We start from the raw sequence: 20,548 nt of genomic DNA on the forward strand, positions 1-20,548 counted from the left end.
TGTCCGTGCTGACTGGGCTAACTGTCTGCAACCGACAGGACATAAGGCGACCCCATGAAGATCATGTTTGTGCACCAGAATATGCCCGGCCAATACCGCGAGCTGGTGCAATGGCTGGCCGATCAACGCACACACCAGATCTATTTCCTGACCCAACGCAAAAATCCGCCCCGTTTTGATGGCGTCGAGACACGGGTCTACAAGGCGCATCACAGACCGGCAGAGACTGCCTATGGGCTGTCGAAGAACTGGGAGGAATCTACCGGCAACGGCTTGGGGGCCGCCCGCGCGGCCAAACAGATCGAGACCCGCGAAGGGTTCAAGCCCGATATCGTGGTGGGGCATGTGGGCTGGGGGGAGCTGACGTTTTTCAAGCAGATCTGGCCCGATGTCCCGATCATCGGCTTCTTCGAGTATTACTACAGCGATACCGGCGGCCCTGTGGGGTTCGATCCCGAAGACCCCGTGACCGAGAATACCCCCTTTCTGTTGCACGCGCGTAATGCCGTGCCGCTGGCCAATATCGAAACCGTCGATATCGGGCTCAGCCCGACCTACTGGCAGCGTGACCGTTTTCCGCAAAGCTTTCACCGCAAGCTCTATGTCTGCCACGACGGGATACGCACAGACCAGCTGCGCCCCGATCCGGCGGTGACGCTCAAGCTGGGGCGGATGGATCGCGCCCTGACCAAGGATGACGAGGTGCTGACCTTTGTGTCGCGCAACCTTGAACGCACGCGGGGCTTTCATGTGTTTATGCGCGCATTGCCACGCATTCTGAAACAACGCCCCGATGCGCGGGTGTTGGTGGTGGGGGGCAACGACACCTCTTATGGCGGCAAAAGCAAACACCCCGGGGGACTGCGTGCCGAGATGGAGGCAGAGGTGGGCAAGCACGTTGATTGGTCGCGGGTGCATTTTCTGGGCAAGCTGTCCTACGAGGATTACCAGAGGGTTATTCAGATCAGCCGCTGCCACCTTTATCTGACCATGCCATTTGTGCTGTCGTGGTCCCTGCTCGAGGCGATGGCGATGGGCGCGACGATCGTCGGCTCTGACGTGGCCCCCGTGCGCGAGGCGATTACCCACGGCGAAACCGGTCTGCTATGCGATTTCTTCGATCCCGATGCGCTGGGCGATCAGGTGGCGGAAGTGTTGGGCAATCCGGCGGCCTATGCGCATCTGGGGCCGGCGGCGCGGGCACATGTGGTCGAGACCTATGACTTCCTGAGCAAATGCCTGCCGGAACATATCGCGCAGATGAATGCATTGGTCCCCGAGGGGCAGCGGATCGCCTTGCCCCGGACCCCCACCACATAGAAAGGACGCCTCATGGAGAAAACGCTGCTGTCGATCGGGCATGGCTTTAGCGCGCGCGCCCTTGCCGCACGGCTGGTGCCGCAGGGCTGGCGCATCGTCGGCACCACGCGCAGTCCCGATAAGGCAGATGCCATTGCGGACACAGGCGTTGAACCCGTCGTCTGGCCGGGGGCCGATCTGGGGGCGTTGATCGCGCAGTTTCCCAATGTGCTCGTCTCGGCCGGACCGGACAGCGCAGGCGATCCGGTTTTGAATGCGGTCGAGGATGCAGTCACCCGCGCCGCGCCCGATCTGCGGTGGGTCGGCTACCTGTCGACAACAGGGGTTTACGGTGACCACGACGGCGATTGGGTGGACGAGGACACGCCGCTGACACCATCGACCAAGCGCGGGCGCGCCCGTGTCACGGCAGAGGCACGGTGGCAGGCGATCCCCGATCTGCCGCTGCATATCTTTCGCCTCGCAGGGATCTATGGCCCCGGACGCGGCCCCTTTGCCAAGGTGCGGGCCGGAACGGCGCGGCGGATCATCAAGCCGGGGCAGGTCTTCTCTCGTATCCATGTCGAGGATATTGCCCAAGCGCTTGAACTGTCCTTGCAGCGGCCCGACCCGGGCGCGGTCTATAATCTGTGCGACGATGACCCCGCGCCACCGCAAGACGTGATCGCCCACGCGGCAGCGCTGCTTGGCCTGCCCGTGCCCCCCGCGATCCCCTTTGATCAGGCCGATATGACCCCCATGGCCCGCAGCTTTTACGCGGAAAGCAAGAAGGTTCGGAACGACCGTATCAAGCAGGCGTTAGGCTGGGCACCGCAGTTCCCCACCTATCGGGCCGGGCTGGCGGCATTGCTTGCACAAGACAGCTGACCTTTGGGGGGTATATGCACAATATCGAGGAGCGTAGCCTCACCCATCTGCTGGACGGGATGGAGCAAGCGGCCAGCCGCGACACGGTCACGATCAACGATGTGCTGAACGAATTCGGAGAGCGGTCCCTGCTCCCGTTCATTCTGCTGGCCGCGCTGCTGTTGGTGTCGCCGCTGTCCGGTGTCTTTGGCGTGTCCAGTTTCATGGCGATGGTGATCATCGTGCTGTCGGCGCAGGCGGTCTATGGGCGCAAACGTCTGTGGTTGCCGCAGTTCCTGCTGCGCCGCGAGGTCAAGTCATCGCGGTTGCTGTTCTGCGTACGGTGGCTGCGCAAGCCCGCGGCGTTTTTTGATCGCCACTCGGGCAAAAGGCTCCAGTTTCTGACGACAGGCCCGATGCGTCTGCTGACGTTGGTGACCTGCGTGATCCTGCCTGTGGGTTGGCCCTTGCTTGAATTCGTGCCCTTCGCGTCGTCCTTCGGGGGCGGAACGGTGGCGCTGTTCGCCTTTGGTCTGTTCACCCGCGACGGGCTTTATGTGCTGCTGGGGTATCTGACGATCCTGCTGACATCGCTGACCTTCTACGCCGTCATTTTCTGATTACCCCAGATAGGCGCGCAGCGCGTCGGGCGGGTTGTCCATCAGCGCTGCGGCAGGCTGCGGCGGATGTGCGGTGCCACCTTCGACAAAGATCACCTGATCCGCGATACGGCGTACGTCCTCGGGGGCGTGGGTGACCATGATCAACGCGGCTTTGGTCTCTGCGGCGAGGGCGGCCACCAGATCCAGCATGTCGTTGCGCAGGGCGGGGCCAAGTGCGGCAAAGGGTTCGTCGAGCAGCACAAGCGGACGGGCTTGTACCAGCACCCGTGCGAGGGCCACACGGCTTTGCTGCCCGCCGGAAAGCTCGGCAGGCTTGCGGGCAGCCATCCCCTGCAGCCCGACGCGATCAAGCGCCTCGTGTACACGGGTTTGTTCCGCAGAGCCGAGCCGCAGGTCGGGGCGCAGCCCCAGCCCCACATTCTGCATCACGCTGAGATGGGGAAAGAGGTTGTTGTCCTGAAAAAGCATCGTCATCGGCCGCGCACCGGGGGCGGCTTGGGTGATGTCTTTGCCCTGCCACAGCAGCCTGCCGGACCTGAGCGGAATGAACCCGCAAAGCGCCCCCAGCAGGGTGGATTTTCCCGCACCCGAGGGGCCGATCACCGCATAGGTCTGCGCGGGCGCAAGGGTCAGGTCGGCGTGCAGGGTAAAGCTGCCCTGGGTGATCTGTGCGGTCTCAAGCGTCAGCATGCCAGCGCCCTCCCTTGTCGAATATCCAGAAAATCCCAAGTGACAGCGCCAGCAGGATCAGGGCCGCACCGGCCGCGGCCTCCATCCGGTAGGCCCCCATCAACCGGTACATTTGCAGCGGCAGGGTGGCACTGTCGGGGTCGGCGAACAAGGCGATGACCCCCAGATCTCCCATCGACAGGGCACCGGTCAGCCCCGCGGCAAAGCCGATCTGCGGGCGCAAGCGTGGCAGGATCAGCCAGCGCCAAAGCGGCCAGCCGGTCAGTCCCAGCATCTGCGCCTGCCGGCCATAGATCTGCACCGTGTCGCGCAGGCGGGGCACCAGAATACGCAGGGCAAAGGGCAGGGCCATCAGCGCATTGACCAGCGCCGTGACGGGCAGGGCCAGCGCAAAGGGGCTGGCGACAGGGTTGATCAGAATGAACCAGCCGGTGCCGATCATCAGCGGAGAGGCCGCAAGCCCCAAGAGGCCCACGGCCTCTACCCCGCCGCGGGCGCGGGTCGCGATCCATCCGGCAAGGGGCAGGGCCAAGGCCAGCAAGACCACCACGCTGATCAGCGCCACGGTGAGTGAGGTGCCCGCTGCCTGCCACACGCTGGCGGGCATTTGCGGCAGGCCGATCACCCCGCGCAGCACGACCGAGGTCAGGGGCAGCAGCAGAAACCCCGCCGCCAACGTGATGAACAGCGCGTCGAGCCACCGTTGCAGCCCACCACGTGCGTCCCAGCGGTGCAGGGGGCGGTCCTGCCCGCCGCCCAGACTGATCGCGGGGATGATCCACAGCGCCAGCGCGGCGGTGCTGCCCGCAAGGCCAAGCTGCACCAGCGACAGCAGGGCTGCACGGTTCAGGTCAAAGTCGAAACGGAACGCCTGATAGATCGCAAGCTCGATCGTCGTGGCGCGGGGGCCGCCGCCGAGGGTCAGCGCCACGGCAAAGCTGGTCAGGCAGATCACAAAGATCAACGCTGCGGTGCCGGGCAGGATTTGCCGCAGGAGGGGAAGCTCGATGCTGCAGAATACCGCGCGCGGGGTCAGGCCAAGCTGTGCGGCCAGCCGGAACCGTTCCGCGGGCACGGTCTGCCACGCCTGCAACAACAGCCGCGTGGCCAGCGGGAGATTAAAGAAGACATGCGCCAGCACCACGCCGTGCAGCCCGTAGATCGTGATGCCGGGCAATCCGACCGCCGCCAGCGCCGCATTGAGCCAGCCCGCGCGGCCAAAGACCGCAAGCACCCCCAGCACGGCGACAATCACCGGCAGGATGAACGGTGCCCCCAGCAGCGTGACCAGCAGCCCGCGCCCGACAAAGCGCCGTCGCGCCAAGGCGCGGGCGACAGGGATCGCCAGCGCGGTAGACAGTAGGGCGGAAAGCGCGGCCTGTAACACGGTAAACCGGATCGCGGACCAATCGGCCGGGCCAAGCCCGCTGCCGAACTCGGCCCGCCACAGCACCGCCCCCACCGCAGCAAGGATCAGCGCCGCCACCAGAACGGCGGCGCTGATACCGGTTTTCGTGCTTATTGCGACAGCGCGGAGAGCCATTCGGCCAATGCTTCCTCGCGCAGGGCGGGCACGTCATCGCTTGGGATCAGCAGCGCCTTGCCCGGTTCGATCAACTGTTCAAAGCCTTCGGGCAGCCCGCCTTGGGGCGTGACGGCAGGGTACATCCAGTTGGTCGTGGGCAGCACCGATTGCGCCGCGTCCGATACCATGAACTGCATGAACTGACCGGCCAGCTCGGGCTGGTCGCTGCCCGCCAGTTTGCCGACCACTTCGATCTGCATGTAGTGGCCTTCGTCAAAGGCCGCGGCGGCTTTGGTCGCGTCCTCTTCGGCGATCAGGTGGTAAGCGGGGGATGTGGTATAGCTCAGCACCATGTCGGCCTCGCCCTCAAGAAACAGGCCGTAGGCTTCGGACCAGCCCTTGGTCACGGTCACGACATTATCTGTCAGACCTTCCCAGATCGCAGGGGCCTCGTCACCATAAGCCTCCTTGACCCACATCAGCAGGCCCAGACCAGGGGTAGAGGACCGCGGGTCCTGGATCACGATCTTGAGGTCACTGTCGGCCAGAGCGCGGAAATTCGCGGGCGGGGTCAGATCAGCGTTATGGACAAAGGCGAAATAGCCCCAGTCATAGGGGGCAAAGCTGTCATCCTCCCATGTGACCGGCAGGTCATAATCCGCATCAACTGTGGCGGGCGCGAACAACCCTGTTTCCTTGGCCGCCGCGATCAGGCTGGTATCAAGCCCCAGCACCAGATCGGCGTCAGACCGCGCGCCTTCCAGCTTGAGCCGCGCCAACAGCGCCGCGCCATCGCCCATGCCGACGAATTTCAGATCGCAGGCACATTCGGCCTCGAAGGCCGCTTCGATCACAGGGCCGGGGCCCCATTCGGCGACAAAGCTGTCGTAGGTATAGACCACCAGTTCGGGCGTCTCGGCCCATGCTTGCGTGGCGAAAAGCGTGGTGGCAGCAAGTGTAAGATACTTCATGGCATCCTCCAAAATGCGGCGTCAGAAAGCGTTGGAGGTGTATCCAGACCTTCCCTCCGCCGGTGTTAACCGGTTCAGGTTCAACGGGTCCGTGCGCGCACATCTCAGCCTGTCAGGCCCCCCGAGGTGTCTTATCGGTAGAACGCCTGTCGCCCGCGCGCAAGGTGAAACCCCTTGAGGCATGGTGCAGCCCCCGTTAAGGATCACCGCCAAAGGAGCACCGCCCATGTCGATCAACAGCTTTGGCCATCTTTTCCGCGTGACCACCTGGGGCGAAAGCCACGGGCCTGCTTTGGGGGCCACGGTGGACGGCTGTCCCCCCGGTGTGACGATCACCGAAGAGATGATCCAGCACTGGATGGACAAGCGCAAACCCGGCCAGAACAAATATACCACGCAGCGCCGCGAGGCGGATGAGGTGCGGATCCTGTCGGGCGTGTTCGAAGGTGTCACCACCGGCACGCCGATCCAGCTGATGATCGAGAACACCGACCAGCGGTCGAAAGACTACGGTGACATCAAGGACAAGTTCCGCCCCGGTCACGCCGACATCACCTATTTCCAGAAATACGGCATCCGCGATTATCGCGGGGGCGGGCGGTCCTCGGCACGTGAAACCGCGTCGCGTGTGGCGGCGGGTGGCCTTGCGCGCGAAGCGATCAAGGCGATTGCGCCGAATGTGCAGATCACCGGCTACATGGTGCAGATGGGCCCGCACAAGATCGACCGCGATGCGTTCGATTGGGACCAGATCGAACAGAACCCGTTCTGGGTGCCCGACGCCAAAGCGGCCGATGACTGGGCGGCGTATCTGGACGGTCTGCGCAAATCCGGATCCTCCGTCGGTGCGATCATCGAGGTGACAGCGCGCGGCGTGCCCGCGGGCCTTGGCGCGCCGGTCTATGGCAAGCTCGACACCGATCTTGCCGCCGCGATGATGAGCATCAACGCCGTCAAAGGCGTGGAGATTGGCGAAGGCATGTCCGCCGCCATGCTGACCGGAGAGCTGAACGCGGACGAGATCAGCATGGGCCCCGACGGCCCTGTCTATTCGTCGAACCACGCGGGCGGTATTCTGGGCGGCATCAGCACCGGTCAGGACATCGTGCTACGTTTCGCGGTCAAGCCAACGTCAAGCATCCTGACCACGCGCAAGACAATCACCAAGACCGGCGAAGATACGCAGATCATCACCAAAGGCCGCCATGACCCCTGCGTCGGCATCCGCGCCGTGCCGGTGGGCGAAGCGATGATGGCCTGCGTCCTGCTTGACCATATGCTGTTGCACCGCGGTCAGGTCGGCGAAAACCGCGGCATCATCGGCTAAGTCGCGCGGAACGCTTGGATTTTTTGCATATTGGCGGGAATACGACGTGCAAGTTGACGCTGGGTCTTGCAACTTGAAACCTGCAGGCGCAAGCATGCGCCATGCAAAGCACCACGACAGAGCACCGCCCCGGCCGGGCCATCGCCCTTAAACTGGGGGCGGTCTTTCTGTTCTCGGTCATGGCGGCCCTTATCAAGATCGCGACGGCCACCGTGCCCGCCGCCCAAGCCGTGTTTTACCGTTCGTTCTTTGCCTTCCCGATGATCATCCTGTGGCTATGGCAAAGCGGCGACCTGCGCGACGGGCTGAAGCCCAGCAATCTGATGGGCCACGTCTGGCGCGGCGTTTTCGGGACCACGGCGATGGCGCTGACCTTTGCCGGGCTTAGCCTGCTGCCTCTGCCAGAGGTCACCGCGATCGGCTATGCCACGCCGCTTTTCACGGTAATCTTCGCCGCGATATTTCTGGGCGAACAGGTGCGTGTGTTCCGACTGTCTGCGGTGGCCGTGGGGTTGATCGGCGTGCTGATCGTTCTGTACCCCCGCTTTACCGTAGGCGGGGATAGCGTGTCGCAGCTTGCCATGCTGGGGGCGATGATGGTGGTTGCCGCGTCGATCATGCGCGCGCTTGTCCAGATCCACGTGCGCCGATTGGTGCAAACCGACAGCACGGCGGCCATCGTGTTCTATTTCTCGCTTACCGCGACCTGCCTGTCGTTCCTCACGCTGCCCGCAGGCATGGTGATCAACTGGGAGCCGCTTTGGTGGGTGAACCCCGGTTGGCAAGTCTCGGCGCTGTTGATCCTGTCGGGCATGATCGGCGGGGTGTCGCAGATCATGATCACGGCCTCTTACCGCTTTGGCCCGGTGTCGATGCTCGCCCCATTCGACTATGCCTCTATGCTGTTCGCGGTGTTGATCGGCTGGGTGCTTTTCAGCGAAATCCCGACGCCTGCTATCCTGATCGGTGCCGGTCTGGTCATCGCCGGCGGTGCCGCGATCATCTGGCGGGAACGGCAGTTGGGGCTTGATCGATCCAAATCCAAGGCCAGCAGCACACCACAGGGGACGCCCAGCTGATCGGTTGAAATTACGTGCCCTGATTGAATTTCATGTTAGCCTAACCCTCTGGGGTGTGGAGCAGCGGGTATCCTGTCGGTGCTGCACCCTGTTTTCTGGGAGGGAAGAGAGATGAAATTTACCAAGATTATCGCAACTGCCTTGTCCATCGGTGTCGGGGCATCTGCCGCATGGGCGCAAGACTGTGACCATTCGCATTGGGGCCCTGACGACCAGCTGGGATCGGCGAACCTGATCTCGACCGAGCGCACGTTGCAGGCCGCCAAGCTGATCAAGCAGGGCAAATCGATGCCGCTCGGGATCGTGATCGGGCCGGATACACCTGCCTTCCCGCCCCGTTCGCTCAGCCTTCAGGTGGTCCAGCCGAACCAGCACGGCGGCCAAAAGCTGTCGTCCTTTGGCTATGAGGGCAATTATAACGACGATCTGCTGCAAACCTGGATCGGTATCGGGTCGCAGTTGGACGGGCTTGGACATCTGGGCGAAGACGGGATGTATTATAACTGTTTGGACGAAAAGGAAATCTCGGCAATCAGCGGCCTGACCAAGTTGGGAACGCATGCCGTGCCGCCCTTGGTCGGGCGCGCCGTGATCATCGATATGGCCAAGCACATGGGCAAGGATGTATTGGCCGCCGGTGAGCATTTTGGCGAGGCAGAGATTACCGCCGCGATGGAGGCGCAGCAGATCACGGTAAACGAAGGTGATATCGTGCTGTTTCACACGGGCTGGACCGACGGCATGATGGAAAGCGACCCGACGGCCTGGGGGTCCACCGAACCGGGGCTGAACAACGAAGGGGCGGTGTTTATGGCGTCGATGAACCCGATGGCCGTGGGCGCGGACACATGGGGCCTAGAAGCCATTCCACCGAAGGAGGGGGACAAGGTGTTCTATGGCCATGTCACACTGCTCAAGGACAACGGCATCTATATTCTGGAGACGATGAACACAGGACCGCTGGTCGCGGAAGGCGTGCAAGAGTTCATGTTTGTGCTCGGGCAGCCGCTGATCAAAGGCACGGTACAGGCCATGATCAATCCGGTCGCGCTATACTAACACGACTTGCTGCACCGCAGGTGCGGATATGAAAACGGCGCGGGGGGAGATCCCCTCGCGCCGTTTGTTTTGATGGGGCAGTTCAGGACCGGACGAGCTTTTCGTAGTCTTCCGAAATCTCGCGGGTGAGCGCGCCAACCTCGAAGGTGTAGTCGCCGATCTGTCCGACGGGTGTGACCTCGGCCGCGGTGCCGGTCAGCCAGCATTGCTCGAAGCCTTCCAGCTCTTCCGGCATGATGTGGCGTTCGTGCACGGTCAGGCCCTTTTCCTTGAGCATCCCGATAACGGTCTGACGGGTCAGCCCGTTGAGGAAGCAATCGGCCAGTGGCGTGTGCACTTCGCCGTCCTTGACGAAAAAGATGTTCGCGCCGGTCGCTTCGGCCACATAGCCACGGTAGTCCATGAACAGCGCGTCGGAACAGCCCTTGGCCTCTGCCGCGTGTTTGGAGGTGGTGCAGATCATATACAGGCCCGCTGCTTTGGCGTGCACGGGGATCGTTTCGGGCGACGGGCGCTTCCACTTCGAGATGTCGAGCTTGGCGCCCTTCATCTTGGCGTCGCCGTAATAGTTGCCCCATTCCCAGCCCGCGATGGCCAGACGTACAGGGTTGCGCGCCGCCGAGACCCCCATGTCGGGGCCGGCACCACGCCACGCGACCGCGCGGACATAGGCATCGGTCCAGCCGTTCGCCTTGAGCATTTCGTATTTCGCGGCTTCGATCTCGTCCACGGAATAGGGGATTTCGAAATCGAGGTATTGCGCCGATTTGCGCAGCCGTTCCGAATGCTCGCGGCCTTTGAAAATCTTGCCATTGTAGCAGCGTTCGCCCTCGAACACCGATGACGCATAGTGCATGGCGTGGGTCAGGATGTGGACATTGGCGTCGCGCCAATCGACCATTTTACCGTCCAACCAGATTTTGCCGTCGCGATCGTCGTATGCGCCGTCCATGATGTATCCTTCCTCAAAGCACCTCGGGATTTATGAAAATTGCGTGAAACCCGCTGCGTGTAGACATATAATTACGCAAAACATGGGATTCGATAGCCTTTGACTCTTGGAAAGTCAATAACGCTGACGTAAGCTCTTGGCGCAGCAAGGGGAGAGTATAATGGCAGACGGACGCGGCCCATCATCACACACGGGCGAGAACCTGCTGTTCCTGACGGATGAACAGCTGCGGCAGGGGATCGAGGCGATGTTCTTTGCCTACCGCGGTTTTACAGCCGACCCTGACAAGATCCTTGTGGATATGGCCTATGGCCGTGCGCACCACCGTGCGATCCACTTTATCAACCGGGCACCGGGCACGACGGTAAACAACCTTCTGGGGATTTTGGGTGTTACAAAACAATCCCTTAATCGTGTATTGCGCACGCTGATCGCCGATGGTCTTGTCAAAAGCCAAGTGGGAAAAGCAGACAAGCGGGAGCGGCACTTGTATCTGACTGACGCCGGGCGCGCGCTCGAACAGACATTGTCTGATGCACAACGGATGCGGATGCGCAGTGCGTTCCGCGACGCGGGCCCCGAGGCGGTCGCCGGTTTTCGCACCGTGCTAGAGGCGATGATGGACCCCGAAATGCACCATTGTTACACCCGTCTGAAGGAAAACGGCGCGTGAACGAGGCCGACGCACACCTGCTGATCGTCGATGACGACGAACGTATTCGTACGCTGTTGCAGAAGTTCCTGATGCGGCACGGGTTCCTTGTGACCTCGGCCCGCGACGCGGCCCATGCGCGGCGTATTCTGGCGGGGCTGGATTTTGATCTGATCGTGCTGGATGTGATGATGCCGGGCGAGGATGGTCTCAGCCTGACCCGCAGCCTGCGCGAAGACATGCAAACGCCGATCCTGCTGCTGACCGCCAAGGGCGAGACGGGCAACCGGATCGAAGGGCTGGAAGCGGGGGCGGATGATTACCTTGCCAAACCGTTTGAACCCAAAGAGCTGCTGTTGCGGATCAACGCGATCCTGCGGCGTATGCCCGACACCCGCGTGGCTGATACCGCGCCCAAGGTGCTGTCGATGGGGCCGATCCGCTATGACATCGAACGCGGAGAGCTGTGGCAGGGCGACGATCTGGTGCGGCTCACCGCCACCGAAATCCAGCTCATGCGCATTTTCGCGGCCCAACCGGGTGCCGCGCTGAGCCGGTCAAAACTGGTGGAGGAACTGGGCCGTGACCGCGGGCAGGCGCAGGAACGTGCTGTCGATGTGCAGATCACCCGTTTGCGCCGCAAGATCGAAGACAATCCCAAACAGCCCCGCTATCTGCAAACCGTGCGCGGCGCGGGCTATATGCTGGCCCCCGACTGATCACCCGCTGCCTTGGCGGTAAATGTGGTGTCGTGGCGTAAGAGAATTTGCGCCCAAGAAATCGGCACGGTCACTGGAAGCCATGGCGCGGGCGGGCTATGGTCAGGCCAAGTTTGATTGATGGGATTCACGGCAATGACGGATACTCCGGTAGAAGAGATGAGCTTTGAGGCAGCGATGGCCGAACTGGAAAAGGTTCTGGGCCAGCTGGAACGGGGCGATGTGGCGCTGGATGAAAGCATTTCGCTTTACGAACGCGGGGCCAAGCTCAAGAAACGCTGCGAGACCAAGCTGAAGGAAGCCGAAGAGAAAGTCGCGCAGATCACGCTGGATGGCGACGGCAACCCTGTCGGAGTGGCTCCCGTTGGCGGGGTTTGACATCTCGCTTGAGACAGAGCTGACGCGCAAACCGTTTCATGCGGCCATGCCTCATGCTGCGGATCTGGCGATTGGCCAGATCCTGCACGGGCTTGGCGGGTTGGACGGCACCGTGGCCGAGGCGATGCGCTATGCCGTGACAGGCGGCAAGGGCCTGCGGGCTTTTCTAGTGATCGAAAGCGCGCGGTTGCACGGGGTGATGGACGCGCAGGCCGCCCCCGCCGCCGGCGCGATCGAGGCGCTGCACGCCTATTCGCTGGTGCATGATGACATGCCTTGCATGGATGATGACGCCCTGCGTCGGGGTCAACCCACGGTACATGTGAAGTGGGACGAGGCGACGGCGGTTCTGGCGGGCGATGCGCTGCAGACATTGGCGTTTGAACTGGTCGCGGCAACGGGCTGCGGCGACGCTGAACGGGTTGCGCTGGTCACGGGGCTGGCGCGGGCTGCCGGAGTGCGCGGCATGGTGGGCGGGCAGGCGATGGACATCGCCGCCGAAACCGCGCGCCAGCCGCTGACGCTGGACCAGATCACAACGCTTCAGGCCGGCAAGACCGGTGCGCTGATCGAATGGGCCGCGACGGCGGGGCCGGTGATGGCGGGCGATGATGCCGCCGCGCTGCGCAGCTATGCGCGCAACCTCGGGCTGGCGTTCCAGATCGCGGATGACATTCTTGACGTCGAAGGCGATGCCGCCACGGTGGGCAAGGCCGTGGGCAAGGATGCCGATGCGGGCAAGGCGACCTTTGTGTCGCTGCTGGGGCTGGACCCCGCCCGCGCCCGCGCCCGTGATCTTGTCGATGCTGCCTGCGAGGCCCTGTCCCCCTACGGCAGTGACGCCGAAACCTTGCGAGACGCGGCCCGCTTCGTTATTGCCCGCAAAAGCTGATCCGGTGGAGAGCCAGATGACCGATAGACCAGATACGCCCCTTTTGGACCGGGTGAACCGCCCTGCCGATCTGAAGAATTTCTCGGATGCAGAGCTGGTGAAACTGTCCCATGAACTGCGGGCAGAGACGATTTCTGCCGTATCAGAGACGGGCGGCCATCTGGGCGCGGGTCTGGGCGTGGTTGAACTGACGGTCGCGATCCATTCGGTGTTCGATACGCCGAAGGACAAACTGATCTGGGATGTGAGCCACCAGTGCTACCCGCATAAGATCCTGACCGAACGCCGCGACCGTATCCGCACCTTGCGTATGAAAGACGGGTTGAGCGGATTTACCAAACGCAGTGAATCCCCCTACGATCCCTTTGGTGCTGCGCATTCTTCGACCTCTATCAGCGCGGCTTTGGGCTTTTCGGTGGCGCGTGATCTGGGCGGCAATGTCCCCGAAGGTCTGGGCGATGCGATTGCGGTGATCGGCGATGGGTCGATGTCGGCGGGCATGGCCTATGAGGCGATGAACAACGCGGGCCATTTGAAAAAACGGATGTTCGTCATCCTGAACGACAACGAGATGTCGATCGCGCCGCCGGTGGGGGCGATGTCGACCTACCTCAGCCGTCTTTATGCCGAAGAGCCGTTTCAGGATTTCAAAGCCGCGGCCAAGGGCGCTGTCAGCATGTTGCCCGGCCCGTTCCGCGAAGGGGCCAAGCGCGCCAAGGATATGCTCAAGGGCATGGCCGTGGGCGGTACGTTGTTCGAACAGCTTGGGTTTTCCTATCTCGGGCCGATTGACGGGCATGATCTGAACCAGCTGCTGCCGGTGTTGCGCACGGTCAAGGCGCGGGCGACGGGGCCGGTGCTGATCCATGTGATCACCAAAAAGGGCAAGGGGTATGGCCCCGCCGAAGCCGCCCGTGACAAGGGCCACGCGACCGCCAAGTTCAATGTGCTGACGGGCGAGCAGAAGAAAGCGCCGTCAAACGCGCCCAGCTATACCCGCGTCTTTGCGGACAGCCTGATCGCCGAGGCCGCAAAAGACGACAAGATCTGCGCCGTGACAGCCGCGATGCCGGATGGGACAGGGCTGAACCTTTTCGCCGAACGCTACCCCAGCCGGTGCTTTGACGTGGGGATCGCGGAACAGCACGGTGTGACATTCTCTGCCGGATTGGCAGCGGGCGGGATGAAGCCGTTCTGCACGATGTATTCGACCTTCCTGCAGCGCGGTTATGATCAGGTGGTGCATGACGTGGCGATCCAGCGCTTGCCGGTGCGCTTCGCGATTGATCGCGCGGGGCTGGTCGGGGCGGATGGGGCCACTCATGCCGGCGCCTTTGACGTGGCGTTTTTGGCGAACCTGCCCGATTTCGTCGTGATGGCCGCCGCAGACGAGGCAGAGCTGGTGCATATGGTGGCCACGGCGGCGGCCTATGACGACGGGCCGATTGCCTTCCGCTTCCCGCGGGGCGAAGGCGCGGGCGTGACCATGCCCGAACGCGGCGAACCGCTGGAGATCGGCAAGGGGCGCATCATCGCCGAGGGCAAGCGTGTGGCGCTGCTGTCCTTTGGCACGCGCCTGTCAGAGGTGGAAAAAGCCGCCGAGGCGCTGCGGGCCAAGGGCATCACGCCGACCATTGCCGACGCCCGCTTTGCCAAGCCGCTTGACCGCGAGATGATCCTGTCGCTGGCCGCCGATCACGAGGCGCTGATCACCATCGAAGAGGGTGCAGTCGGCGGTTTTGGCAGCCATGTGGCACAGCTTCTGGCGGATGAGGGCGTGTTCGACGCAGGGCTGAAATACCGGTCTATGGTGCTGCCCGATATCTTTATCGATCAGGCGAGCCCCGCGGATATGTATGCGGTCGCGGGGATGAACGCCGAACATATCGAGGCCAAAGTGCTGGATGTGCTGGGCATCGCCAGCATCGGGGCGCAGCGGGCCTGACGCACAGGCCCGCGCGGTAAACCCGTCTTACGCGTCAAGCAGTTGACGCGCCGCGACGATGCCAAGCGCTGCCGAAGCGGCCTCGCGGCCCTTTTCGACGAAATGCGCGCGGTAGATCGCATTGTGGTGGTCGGTTTCCTGATAATGGTGCGGCGTTAGCGACACCGAGAGGACGGGCACGCCCGTATCAAGGCCTACGCGCATCAACCCGTCAACCACGGCTGTCGCCACGAAATCATGCCGATAGATGCCGCCATCGACCACGAAGGCCGCGCAGATCACCGCATCGTATTTGCCGGATTTGGCCAAGGTCTGCGCCATCAGCGGCATTTCGAACGCGCCGGGGACATCGACAACATCGATCTGGCTTGCGGGGATGGTTTCGGAAAACCCGTCATAGGCACGATCTACAATATCGGCGTGCCAGCGTGCTTTTACAAAGGCGTAGCGGGTGTGTGTCATAGTGATCTCCTTTTTTACGTCAGCGACACAAGTCACCCAAGGCGATCACGATTGCGGACGGCCCCAAGGGGCCGCAACAAACGCATTCTCTTTCATCCGGACTATGACCGTCGGCTCTGGCATCTCACCAGATCTGCTGACCCGGCGCATCCCGAAGGGATGTCGCCAGCGCTCGCGGGCTCGTGGCACTCGGGCCACATACCGCCGGTGGGGAATTGCGCCCCGCCCTGAGAATAGGGATACGTTGCCAAGGCAGGGGCGCGTCTGCAATACCAAAAGCGCGTTTGCAGTTTGGACCCTACGTTATGCACCCGAATCCCGTTTACCACGGCGCCGACACCGCCAAGAACATCGCCTTTGCCCGCGACCGCAGCTTTGGCGTGCTTGCAGCCAATGGCAGCGACGGCCCGTTGATCAGCCATGTCCCGTTTTTGCTGAACGAAGCAGGGGATCAGGCGGATCTGCATCTGGTCAGGTCAAACCCGATTGCGCGGGCGCTCAAGCCCGCGCTGCCGGTCAAACTCGCCATCAGCGGGGGCGATAGCTATGTCTCGCCCGACTGGTACGACATCGACGATCAGGTGCCGACGTGGAACTATGTGGCGGTGCATCTGACCGGCACGCTGGAACTGCGCCCGCAGGAAGAGCTGCTGGACCTGCTGGATCGCCAGTCTGCCTGGTTCGAGGACCGCCTGCTGCCCAAGCCGCCGTGGACTACCGCCAAGATGAACCCCCTGACCCTGCAGAAAATGATGCGCATGATCGTGCCCTGCCGGATGCGGATCACCGGCGTCGACGGGACGTGGAAGCTGAGCCAGAATAAACCCGATGCGGTGCGACTGGCCGCTGCCGACGGGGTAGAGGCGCACGGCTTTGGCGCGGGAACAGGCAGTTTGGCCGACCAGATGCGCGCGGCAAAAGGCACCTGATCAACAAGCGATTGCACCGCGCGCGGATGACGTTGATAGTTCGCCTGAACCCCGAGGAGGAGACACCCGTGAAACTATCCTATTCCCCGACATCACCCTATGTCCGCAAGGTCATGGTATTGCTGCACGAAACCGGCCAGATCGAAGATGTGACGCTTGAAAATATCTCGACGACGCCGCTGGCGCCTGATGCCGCGCTGCTGCCGAACAACCCGCTGGCCAAGGTCCCGGCACTGGTGCGCGACGAGGGGCCTGCACTGTATGATAGCCGTGTGATCTGCGCCTATCTGGATGATCGCGCGGGCGGCAAGCTTTATCCCACGGGCAGCCGCCGCTGGGACACGCTGACGCTTGAGGCAACGGCGGATGGTATGCTCGATGCGGCGCTATCGATGGTCTACGAGGGCCGGATGCGCCCCGAAGGCAAGCAGATGCCAGAATGGGTCGAGGGGCAGTGGTCCAAGATCGAACGGGCGTGCGCGGCGCTGAATACACGCTGGATCAGTCAGCTTTCCGGTCCTCTGGATATGGGGCAGATCGCCGTCGGCTGTGCTTTGGGATACCTTGATTTCCGGCATGACGCGCGCAATTGGCGCAAGGGAAACGACGCCTTGGCCGATTGGGCGCGCCGCTTTGATTCGCGTGCATCCATGCAGGCCACTGCCCCTCCGGCAGGATAAAAGCGCAAAAAATCCGGTCTGCACCCTTGAAGGAATGCAACACTGCGACGGTTTGCGCGACAAAGGTATCTGGACGTGCGCGACGCAGCCCGCTAGTAACCAAAAGAATTGTGGGAGGTGCGTCAGCGCCGCCCCTTGATTTAATGGCCGTCAGGCCCTCGATTTGGAGTTAACCCGTGTCCCAAGCAGAAGATCACGCAGGCACCCGGAGGGATTTCCTCTATTACGCCACAGCTGGTACAGGTGCGGTCGCCGTCGGCGCGGCAGTCTGGCCATTGGTCAATCAGTTGAACCCATCCGCAGATGTGAAGGCGCTGTCGTCCATCCGCGTCGATGTATCCGCTGTTGAGCCAGGTACACAGCTCACGGTCAAATGGTTGGGTAAGCCGGTGTTCATCCGCCGCCGTACCGAAGAAGAAATCGCCAAGGCACGTGACGTTGAAATGTCCGAGCTGCCCGATCCGGGCGCCGAGAACGCCAACATCGCAGCCGGTGCCCCCGCGACGGATGAAAACCGCGCCATGGCCGGTAAAGAAGACTGGCTGGTGATGATGGGCGTCTGTACCCACCTGGGCTGCGTGCCTTTGGGCGACGCAGGCGACTTTGGCGGCTGGTTCTGCCCCTGCCACGGGTCGCACTATGACACTGCGGGCCGTATCCGCAAAGGGCCAGCACCGCGCAACCTGCCGGTGCCAATCGCAGAATTCGTGGATGAAACCACGATCAAACTAGGTTAAGGGAGAACGGGAATGGCTGGAATTCCTCACGACCATTACGAGCCGAAATCTAACGGAGAGAAGTGGCTGCACACCCGTCTTCCCGTTGTCGGGCTGCTGTACGACACATTGATGATCCCGACACCGAAGAACCTGAACTGGATGTGGATCTGGGGCATTGTTCTGACGTTCTGTCTGGCACTGCAAATCGTGACCGGCATCGTGCTGGCGATGCACTACACACCCCATGTCGATGTCGCGTTCTCGAGCGTTGAACACATCATGCGGAACGTGAACGGCGGCTACATGCTGCGCTATCTGCACATGAATGGCGCGTCGCTGTTCTTTGTTGCGGTCTACGCGCACATCTTCCGCGGCCTGTACTACGGGTCGTATAAAGCGCCACGTGAAATCACGTGGATCGTCGGCATGCTGATCTATCTTCTGATGATGGCAACCGGCTTTATGGGCTATGTTCTGCCTTGGGGTCAGATGTCGTTCTGGGGCGCTACGGTTATCACCGGTCTGTTCGGTGCGATCCCGTTCATCGGGGAAAGCCTGCAAACGCTTCTGTTGGGCGGGCCTGCGGTCGATAACGCCACGCTGAACCGTTTCTTCAGCTTGCACTACCTGCTGCCCTTCGTGATTGCCGGTCTGGTGATCGTGCACATCTGGGCGTTCCACACCACCGGGAACAACAACCCCACAGGGGTCGAGGTCCGTCGCACAAGCAAGGAAGACGCAGAGAAAGACACGCTGCCCTTCTGGCCCTACTTCGTGATGAAAGACCTGTTCGCGCTGGCCGTGATCCTGGTTGTTTTCTTTGCGATCGTGGGTTTCATGCCGAACTATCTGGGCCACCCCGATAACTATATCGAGGCGAACCCGCTTTCGACGCCTGCACACATCGTGCCTGAATGGTACTTCCTGCCGTTCTACGCGATCCTGCGTGCATTTACTGCCGAAGTCTGGGTTGTTCAGATTGCGTCCTTCGTGACCGGTGGCATCATCGACGCCAAGTTCTTTGGTGTTCTGGCGATGTTCGGTGCGATCGCGGTGATGGCACTGGTGCCTTGGCTGGACACATCCTCGGTGCGTTCGGGTCGCTATCGTCCCATGTTCAAATGGTGGTTCGCGCTGCTGGTGATCGACTTCTTCGCGCTGATGTGGCTGGGTGCCATGCCTGCGGAAGAGCCCTATGCCAGCTTCTCGCTGATCGCGTCGGCCTATTGGTTCGCATACTTCCTGGTGATCCTGCCGCTTCTGGGTGTGATCGAGAAACCAGCGCCGCAGCCTGAAACCATCGAAGCCGACTTTGACGCGCATTACGCGCCAAAAACCGGCGGCACCAAGACGCTGGTCAAGCCAGCAGAGTAAGGACCATGACAATGATCAAGAAAACCTTCCTTTCGGCTGTTGTCGCCTTGGGCTTTGCAGGTTCCGCTGCTTTCGCCGCCGGTGGTGAAGCGCATGTCGAAGACTTTGACTTCTCTTTCGAAGGGCCTTTCGGGTCCTTCGATGCCAACCAGCTGCAACGCGGTCTGCAAATCTATACCGAGGTATGCTCTGCCTGCCACGGGATGAAGTTTGTGCCGATCCGTACACTTGCGGATGAAGGTGGCCCCCACCTTCCCGAAGATCAGGTGCGTGCCTATGCCGCGAACTTTGATATCTTCGACCCCGAGCTGGACGACACACGCCCCGGCACGCCGGTTGACCATTTCCCTGAGTCCGCGTTGGATACTGCGCCCGATCTCAGCTTGATGGCCAAGAAGCGCGCGGGTTTCCACGGGCCTTATGGTCTGGGGATCAACCAGTTCTTCAAAGGCATCGGCGGACCCGAATACATCGCGTCCCTGATGGTCGGCTACGAAGAAGCGCCTGCCTGTGCCCCCGAGGATTTCCCCGGTCACTACAACACGGCGTTCCCAAGCGGCGGTATCCCCGAGTCCTGTAAGGACGAGAATGGCCACGCCACAATCGAAGGCAGCTGGATCGCCATGGCACCCCCGCTGTACGGTGATGACGTGACCTATAACGACGGTCACGATTCTGACCTGCACCACGAAGCCGAAGACGTTGCGGCCTTCCTGATGTGGACAGCCGAGCCCAAGATGATGGCACGCAAGCAAGCCGGTTTTGCTGGCGTTCTGTTCCTGACGCTGTTGTCGGTACTGCTGTACCTGACCAACAAACGTCTGTGGGCTCCTGTGAAACACAAGGAAGACTGATCTTCCTTCACACGGCCAATGCCTGAATATAGCCCCCCGATCCATTGTGGTTCGGGGGGTTTTCTTTTTTTGCGGTAGTCGGCTGGTCGCCAAACGCGCGAGTCAAATACCGAGACAGACGGTGCCCGTGGCTTAGCGGTGGAAGCCTGCCACGCGGTCCAGCCGCACACCGCCATAACCCGCAAGCACGGACATCACCGCGGCGGTGGCAGGGCCGTAGACGGTTAAACGCACCGGCATAAACAGCTCTGTAAACCGGTCAGCAAAGCGGCCACCGAACTGCGCAAAATGCGCCATCACGGCTGCATTGTCCGCATAACGTTCCAGCACAGTGCAGGTGCGTCGGTCGTCGGACATGTAGAATTCGCAATGCAGTGTACGCGGTTCGTCTGCCTCTGCAGCCTGTACCATTTCATCAAGCAACGGTTGGACATTGTCGCCCTGACCATCCCGCACGTCCATCTCGAGGACCCATTCGATAATTTCGCTCATGTTAACCCTTTCTCGCTAGGGAATCACCCTAGAGGAGAAAGGTTTACAATCTGCAACGTC

The 20,548-nt window shown here is 61.8% G+C and carries 22 protein-coding genes and 2 riboswitches; of the genes, 16 read left to right on the forward strand and 6 right to left on the reverse strand.

Translation table 11 applies throughout. The features are described 5' to 3' along the window. Positions 1 to 54 precede the first annotated feature (54 nt). Genes AADW22_RS02440 through AADW22_RS02450 form a run of 3 tightly spaced genes read left to right on the forward strand, consistent with a single transcriptional unit; the run spans position 55 to position 2,786 of the window. Positions 55 to 1,320 (forward strand): glycosyltransferase family 4 protein, encoded by a 1,266-nt coding sequence (locus tag AADW22_RS02440; protein WP_407474177.1) that lies wholly within the window; start codon positions 55 to 57, stop codon positions 1,318 to 1,320. A gap of 12 nt (positions 1,321 to 1,332) precedes the next feature. Further along, on the forward strand, positions 1,333 to 2,187 hold the full coding sequence (locus tag AADW22_RS02445) for an SDR family oxidoreductase (RefSeq protein WP_407474178.1): 855 nt from the start codon (positions 1,333 to 1,335) through the stop codon (positions 2,185 to 2,187). 14 nt (positions 2,188 to 2,201) lie between these two features. After that, positions 2,202 to 2,786 (forward strand): exopolysaccharide biosynthesis protein, encoded by a 585-nt coding sequence (locus AADW22_RS02450; RefSeq protein WP_278375051.1) that lies wholly within the window; start codon positions 2,202 to 2,204, stop codon positions 2,784 to 2,786. Here the strand turns inward: AADW22_RS02450 and AADW22_RS02455 are convergent, their stop codons facing one another. From AADW22_RS02455 to thiB, 3 genes are read right to left on the reverse strand one after another with little or no spacing between them, the layout of a single operon-like run. After that, complete coding sequence (locus AADW22_RS02455) at positions 2,787 to 3,479, reverse strand: ATP-binding cassette domain-containing protein (RefSeq protein WP_064216267.1); 693 nt, start codon at positions 3,477 to 3,479, stop codon at positions 2,787 to 2,789. It lies immediately after the preceding gene. Then, positions 3,466 to 5,022, reverse strand: coding sequence for a thiamine/thiamine pyrophosphate ABC transporter permease ThiP (locus tag AADW22_RS02460; protein ID WP_407474179.1), 1,557 nt, complete (start codon positions 5,020 to 5,022; stop codon positions 3,466 to 3,468). Before AADW22_RS02460 ends, AADW22_RS02455 begins: the two co-directional genes overlap by 14 nt. Next, the gene (gene thiB, locus AADW22_RS02465; RefSeq protein WP_407474180.1) at positions 4,998 to 5,975 is read right to left on the reverse strand and encodes a thiamine ABC transporter substrate binding subunit; all 978 of its coding nucleotides are present in this window, start codon (positions 5,973 to 5,975) and stop codon (positions 4,998 to 5,000) included. The genes AADW22_RS02460 and thiB overlap by 25 nt, the downstream gene beginning before the upstream one ends. Before the next feature lie 34 nt (positions 5,976 to 6,009). Next, positions 6,010 to 6,109, reverse strand: a riboswitch (TPP riboswitch). 92 nt (positions 6,110 to 6,201) lie between these two features. Here thiB and aroC point away from each other — a divergent pair. The 3 genes from aroC (at position 6,202) to AADW22_RS02480 (ending at position 9,440) form a co-directional block, all read left to right on the forward strand. Beyond that, positions 6,202 to 7,302 carry a chorismate synthase gene (gene aroC / locus AADW22_RS02470; RefSeq protein WP_278425338.1) on the forward strand — a complete coding sequence of 367 codons (1,101 nt, stop codon included), beginning with the start codon at positions 6,202 to 6,204 and terminating at the stop codon, positions 7,300 to 7,302. Between the two features lie 101 nt (positions 7,303 to 7,403). Then, positions 7,404 to 8,381 carry a DMT family transporter gene (locus tag AADW22_RS02475; RefSeq protein ID WP_037942940.1) on the forward strand — a complete coding sequence of 326 codons (978 nt, stop codon included), beginning with the start codon at positions 7,404 to 7,406 and terminating at the stop codon, positions 8,379 to 8,381. Between the two features lie 111 nt (positions 8,382 to 8,492). Next, positions 8,493 to 9,440 carry a cyclase family protein gene (locus AADW22_RS02480; protein ID WP_132997438.1) on the forward strand — a complete coding sequence of 316 codons (948 nt, stop codon included), beginning with the start codon at positions 8,493 to 8,495 and terminating at the stop codon, positions 9,438 to 9,440. A gap of 82 nt (positions 9,441 to 9,522) precedes the next feature. Here AADW22_RS02480 and AADW22_RS02485 read toward each other — a convergent pair whose 3' ends face one another. Next, positions 9,523 to 10,392, reverse strand: coding sequence for a branched-chain amino acid aminotransferase (locus AADW22_RS02485; protein ID WP_005850954.1), 870 nt, complete (start codon positions 10,390 to 10,392; stop codon positions 9,523 to 9,525). Between the two features lie 160 nt (positions 10,393 to 10,552). On the opposite strand from AADW22_RS02485, the gene AADW22_RS02490 reads away from it, so the two are divergent. The 5 genes from AADW22_RS02490 to dxs all read left to right on the forward strand — a co-directional run bounded on the left by AADW22_RS02490 (position 10,553) and on the right by dxs (position 14,978). Further along, complete coding sequence (locus tag AADW22_RS02490) at positions 10,553 to 11,065, forward strand: MarR family winged helix-turn-helix transcriptional regulator (protein WP_005850955.1); 513 nt, start codon at positions 10,553 to 10,555, stop codon at positions 11,063 to 11,065. After that, positions 11,062 to 11,763 (forward strand): response regulator, encoded by a 702-nt coding sequence (locus tag AADW22_RS02495; protein WP_005850956.1) that lies wholly within the window; start codon positions 11,062 to 11,064, stop codon positions 11,761 to 11,763. Before AADW22_RS02490 ends, AADW22_RS02495 begins: the two co-directional genes overlap by 4 nt. 135 nt (positions 11,764 to 11,898) lie before the next feature. Beyond that, complete coding sequence (locus AADW22_RS02500) at positions 11,899 to 12,141, forward strand: exodeoxyribonuclease VII small subunit (protein WP_005850957.1); 243 nt, start codon at positions 11,899 to 11,901, stop codon at positions 12,139 to 12,141. Next, positions 12,095 to 13,033, forward strand: coding sequence for a farnesyl diphosphate synthase (locus AADW22_RS02505; protein ID WP_340244420.1), 939 nt, complete (start codon positions 12,095 to 12,097; stop codon positions 13,031 to 13,033). Before AADW22_RS02500 ends, AADW22_RS02505 begins: the two co-directional genes overlap by 47 nt. 16 nt (positions 13,034 to 13,049) lie before the next feature. Continuing rightward, positions 13,050 to 14,978, forward strand: coding sequence for a 1-deoxy-D-xylulose-5-phosphate synthase (gene dxs, locus AADW22_RS02510; RefSeq protein WP_009825808.1), 1,929 nt, complete (start codon positions 13,050 to 13,052; stop codon positions 14,976 to 14,978). A gap of 27 nt (positions 14,979 to 15,005) precedes the next feature. On the opposite strand, the gene AADW22_RS02515 is transcribed toward dxs, so the two are convergent. Beyond that, complete coding sequence (locus AADW22_RS02515; protein ID WP_005850960.1) at positions 15,006 to 15,440, reverse strand: 6,7-dimethyl-8-ribityllumazine synthase; 435 nt, start codon at positions 15,438 to 15,440, stop codon at positions 15,006 to 15,008. 80 nt (positions 15,441 to 15,520) lie between these two features. Then, positions 15,521 to 15,679, reverse strand: a riboswitch (FMN riboswitch). A gap of 66 nt (positions 15,680 to 15,745) precedes the next feature. Between AADW22_RS02515 and AADW22_RS02520 the strand changes: the two genes are divergently transcribed. The 5 genes from AADW22_RS02520 (at position 15,746) to AADW22_RS02540 (ending at position 19,996) form a co-directional block, all read left to right on the forward strand. Next, entirely contained in the window at positions 15,746 to 16,369 is a 624-nt protein-coding gene (locus AADW22_RS02520; RefSeq protein ID WP_407474181.1) for an FMN-binding negative transcriptional regulator, read from the forward strand. A gap of 68 nt (positions 16,370 to 16,437) precedes the next feature. Beyond that, entirely contained in the window at positions 16,438 to 17,049 is a 612-nt protein-coding gene (locus AADW22_RS02525) for a glutathione S-transferase (protein ID WP_037944875.1), read from the forward strand. Positions 17,050 to 17,225: 176 nt separating this feature from the next. Then, positions 17,226 to 17,786: a ubiquinol-cytochrome c reductase iron-sulfur subunit gene (petA, locus tag AADW22_RS02530; RefSeq protein WP_037942947.1), complete on the forward strand. Its 561-nt coding sequence runs from the start codon at positions 17,226 to 17,228 to the stop codon at positions 17,784 to 17,786. 12 nt (positions 17,787 to 17,798) lie between these two features. Further along, on the forward strand, positions 17,799 to 19,142 hold the full coding sequence (petB, locus tag AADW22_RS02535; protein WP_005850964.1) for a cytochrome b: 1,344 nt from the start codon (positions 17,799 to 17,801) through the stop codon (positions 19,140 to 19,142). Between the two features lie 5 nt (positions 19,143 to 19,147). Next, positions 19,148 to 19,996, forward strand: coding sequence for a cytochrome c1 (locus AADW22_RS02540; protein WP_037942948.1), 849 nt, complete (start codon positions 19,148 to 19,150; stop codon positions 19,994 to 19,996). Between the two features lie 132 nt (positions 19,997 to 20,128). Here AADW22_RS02540 and AADW22_RS02545 read toward each other — a convergent pair whose 3' ends face one another. Next, positions 20,129 to 20,488, reverse strand: coding sequence for a putative quinol monooxygenase (locus AADW22_RS02545; protein ID WP_009825814.1), 360 nt, complete (start codon positions 20,486 to 20,488; stop codon positions 20,129 to 20,131). Positions 20,489 to 20,548: the final 60 nt, after the last annotated feature.

This window comes from Sulfitobacter sp. PM12 (assembly GCF_045586035.1).
GTDB classification, from domain to species: Bacteria; Pseudomonadota; Alphaproteobacteria; order Rhodobacterales; family Rhodobacteraceae; genus Sulfitobacter; species Sulfitobacter pontiacus.

Coding starts and splice junctions, on each gene's coding strand:
- AADW22_RS02480 (WP_132997438.1), top strand. CDS start 8,493: ATGAAATTTACCAAGATTATCGCAACTGCCTTGTCCATCGGTGTCGGG.
- AADW22_RS02540 (WP_037942948.1), top strand. CDS start 19,148: ATGACAATGATCAAGAAAACCTTCCTTTCGGCTGTTGTCGCCTTGGGC.
- AADW22_RS02445 (WP_407474178.1), top strand. CDS start 1,333: ATGGAGAAAACGCTGCTGTCGATCGGGCATGGCTTTAGCGCGCGCGCC.
- AADW22_RS02500 (WP_005850957.1), top strand. CDS start 11,899: ATGACGGATACTCCGGTAGAAGAGATGAGCTTTGAGGCAGCGATGGCC.
- AADW22_RS02440 (WP_407474177.1), top strand. CDS start 55: ATGAAGATCATGTTTGTGCACCAGAATATGCCCGGCCAATACCGCGAG.
- AADW22_RS02460 (WP_407474179.1), bottom strand. CDS start 5,022: ATGGCTCTCCGCGCTGTCGCAATAAGCACGAAAACCGGTATCAGCGCC.
- petB (WP_005850964.1), top strand. CDS start 17,799: ATGGCTGGAATTCCTCACGACCATTACGAGCCGAAATCTAACGGAGAG.
- AADW22_RS02485 (WP_005850954.1), bottom strand. CDS start 10,392: ATGGACGGCGCATACGACGATCGCGACGGCAAAATCTGGTTGGACGGT.
- AADW22_RS02505 (WP_340244420.1), top strand. CDS start 12,095: ATGGCGACGGCAACCCTGTCGGAGTGGCTCCCGTTGGCGGGGTTTGAC.
- dxs (WP_009825808.1), top strand. CDS start 13,050: ATGACCGATAGACCAGATACGCCCCTTTTGGACCGGGTGAACCGCCCT.
- thiB (WP_407474180.1), bottom strand. CDS start 5,975: ATGAAGTATCTTACACTTGCTGCCACCACGCTTTTCGCCACGCAAGCA.
- AADW22_RS02450 (WP_278375051.1), top strand. CDS start 2,202: ATGCACAATATCGAGGAGCGTAGCCTCACCCATCTGCTGGACGGGATG.
- aroC (WP_278425338.1), top strand. CDS start 6,202: ATGTCGATCAACAGCTTTGGCCATCTTTTCCGCGTGACCACCTGGGGC.
- AADW22_RS02545 (WP_009825814.1), bottom strand. CDS start 20,488: ATGAGCGAAATTATCGAATGGGTCCTCGAGATGGACGTGCGGGATGGT.
- AADW22_RS02475 (WP_037942940.1), top strand. CDS start 7,404: ATGCAAAGCACCACGACAGAGCACCGCCCCGGCCGGGCCATCGCCCTT.
- AADW22_RS02515 (WP_005850960.1), bottom strand. CDS start 15,440: ATGACACACACCCGCTACGCCTTTGTAAAAGCACGCTGGCACGCCGAT.
- AADW22_RS02490 (WP_005850955.1), top strand. CDS start 10,553: ATGGCAGACGGACGCGGCCCATCATCACACACGGGCGAGAACCTGCTG.
- AADW22_RS02455 (WP_064216267.1), bottom strand. CDS start 3,479: ATGCTGACGCTTGAGACCGCACAGATCACCCAGGGCAGCTTTACCCTG.
- AADW22_RS02520 (WP_407474181.1), top strand. CDS start 15,746: ATGCACCCGAATCCCGTTTACCACGGCGCCGACACCGCCAAGAACATC.